Below are 2,820 nucleotides of genomic sequence, written 5' to 3' on the forward strand. Positions count from 1 at the left end.
TCGCCCTATTCGGACTCGCTTTCGCTACGGCTTCCCCACACGGGTTAACCTCGCAACACACCGCAAACTCGCAGGCTCATTCTTCAAAAGGCACGCAGTCACGACGCACCGAGCAAGCTCGATGCGCGACGCTCCCACGGCTTGTAGGCACACGGTTTCAGGTACTATTTCACTCCGCTCCCGCGGTACTTTTCACCATTCCCTCACGGTACTATCCGCTATCGGTCACCAGGGAATATTTAGGCTTAGCGGGTGGTCCCGCCAGATTCACACGGGATTTCTCGGGCCCCGTGCTACTTGGGTGGTTCTCAAACGAGCCGTACAGATTTCAGCTACGGGGGTCTTACCCTCTACGCCGGACCTTTCGCATGTCCTTCGCCTATCCATACGGTTTCTGACTCGCCGACCGGCCGGCAGACCGATCAAAAGAACTCCCACAACCCCGCATGCGCAACCCCTGCCGGGTATCACACGCATACGGTTTGGCCTCATCCGGTTTCGCTCGCCACTACTCCCGGAATCACGGTTGTTTTCTCTTCCTGAGGGTACTGAGATGTTTCACTTCCCCTCGTTCCCTCCACACTGCCTATGTGTTCAGCAGCGGGTGACAGCCCATGACGACTGCCGGGTTTCCCCATTCGGACACCCCCGGATCAAAGCTCGGTTGACAGCTCCCCGGGGCCTATCGCGGCCTCCCACGTCCTTCATCGGTTCCTGGTACCAAGGCATCCACCGTGCGCCCTTAAAAACTTGGCCACAGATGCTCGCGTCCACTGTGCAGTTCTCAAACAACGACCAGCCACCCATCACCCCACCCATACAGGCGAGTTCACTGGGGCCGGCAACCCGAAGGACGAGCAACGCTCGCACCCTCAGACACCCAACAGCATGCCCGGCACAACCAATTGACATCACATTCCACGCCGAAGCAGTACTAGTGATCCCAACGGATCATGCCGAATAGTCAACGTTCCACCCATGAGCAACCAGCACCGGACATTCGCCGATGTACTGGCCTCTGACCGGACCAGGTCCGGTAAGAAATGCTCCTTAGAAAGGAGGTGATCCAGCCGCACCTTCCGGTACGGCTACCTTGTTACGACTTCGTCCCAATCGCCAGTCCCACCTTCGACAGCTCCCTCCCACAAGGGGTTGGGCCACCGGCTTCGGGTGTTACCGACTTTCGTGACGTGACGGGCGGTGTGTACAAGGCCCGGGAACGTATTCACCGCAGCAATGCTGATCTGCGATTACTAGCAACTCCGACTTCATGGGGTCGAGTTGCAGACCCCAATCCGAACTGAGACCGGCTTTTTGAGATTCGCTCCGCCTCGCGGCATCGCAGCTCATTGTACCGGCCATTGTAGCACGTGTGCAGCCCAAGACATAAGGGGCATGATGACTTGACGTCGTCCCCACCTTCCTCCGAGTTGACCCCGGCAGTCTCCTGTGAGTCCCCATCACCCCGAAGGGCATGCTGGCAACACAGAACAAGGGTTGCGCTCGTTGCGGGACTTAACCCAACATCTCACGACACGAGCTGACGACAGCCATGCACCACCTGTACACCGACCACAAGGGGGCGACCATCTCTGGCCGTTTCCGGTGTATGTCAAGCCTTGGTAAGGTTCTTCGCGTTGCGTCGAATTAAGCCACATGCTCCGCTGCTTGTGCGGGCCCCCGTCAATTCCTTTGAGTTTTAGCCTTGCGGCCGTACTCCCCAGGCGGGGAACTTAATGCGTTAGCTGCGGCACCGACGACGTGGAATGTCGCCAACACCTAGTTCCCAACGTTTACGGCGTGGACTACCAGGGTATCTAATCCTGTTCGCTCCCCACGCTTTCGCTCCTCAGCGTCAGTAATGGCCCAGAGATCCGCCTTCGCCACCGGTGTTCCTCCTGATATCTGCGCATTTCACCGCTACACCAGGAATTCCGATCTCCCCTACCACACTCTAGCCTGCCCGTATCGAATGCAGACCCGGGGTTAAGCCCCGGGCTTTCACATCCGACGTGACAAGCCGCCTACGAGCTCTTTACGCCCAATAATTCCGGACAACGCTTGCGCCCTACGTATTACCGCGGCTGCTGGCACGTAGTTAGCCGGCGCTTCTTCTGCAGGTACCGTCACTTTCGCTTCTTCCCTGCTGAAAGAGGTTTACAACCCGAAGGCCGTCATCCCTCACGCGGCGTCGCTGCATCAGGCTTTCGCCCATTGTGCAATATTCCCCACTGCTGCCTCCCGTAGGAGTCTGGGCCGTGTCTCAGTCCCAGTGTGGCCGGTCGCCCTCTCAGGCCGGCTACCCGTCGTCGCCTTGGTAGGCCATTACCCCACCAACAAGCTGATAGGCCGCGGGCTCATCCTTCACCGCCGGAGCTTTCAACCTTCCCCCATGCGGAGGAAAGTATTATCCGGTATTAGACCCCGTTTCCAGGGCTTGTCCCAGAGTGAAGGGCAGATTGCCCACGTGTTACTCACCCGTTCGCCACTAATCCACCCCGAAAGGCTTCATCGTTCGACTTGCATGTGTTAAGCACGCCGCCAGCGTTCGTCCTGAGCCAGGATCAAACTCTCCGTGAATGTTTACCGGTCATCCGGTAGGCACCACGAGAGCGGAACCAACCGGTCGGAATAAGACCGTTGGTTCACAGCGTCCTCGCTGTGTTTCTTCAAAGGAACCTCAACCGACCGAAGAAGTTTCGGCAGGTCGGGGTATCAACATATCTGGCGTTGACTTTTGGCACGCTGTTGAGTTCTCAAGGAACGGACGCTTCCTTTGTACTCACCCTCGCGGGCTTTCCTCCGGGCGCTTCCCTTCGG

General features: G+C 58.1%; 2 rRNA genes (1 of these 2 cut by a window edge). Both read right to left on the reverse strand.

The features are described from left to right. Positions 1-756: ribosomal RNA gene (locus ACFXPL_RS36845) — 23S ribosomal RNA — on the reverse strand; it reaches 2,465 nt to the left of the window's first position. A gap of 298 nt (positions 757-1,054) precedes the next feature. Next, positions 1,055-2,580: ribosomal RNA gene (locus ACFXPL_RS36850) — 16S ribosomal RNA — on the reverse strand. Together the 16S and 23S rRNA genes form the textbook arrangement of a ribosomal RNA operon. Positions 2,581-2,820 lie beyond the last annotated feature (240 nt).

The sequence above is a fragment of the Streptomyces sp. NPDC059092 genome (assembly GCF_042756365.1).
Classification (GTDB): domain Bacteria; phylum Actinomycetota; class Actinomycetes; order Streptomycetales; family Streptomycetaceae; genus Streptomyces.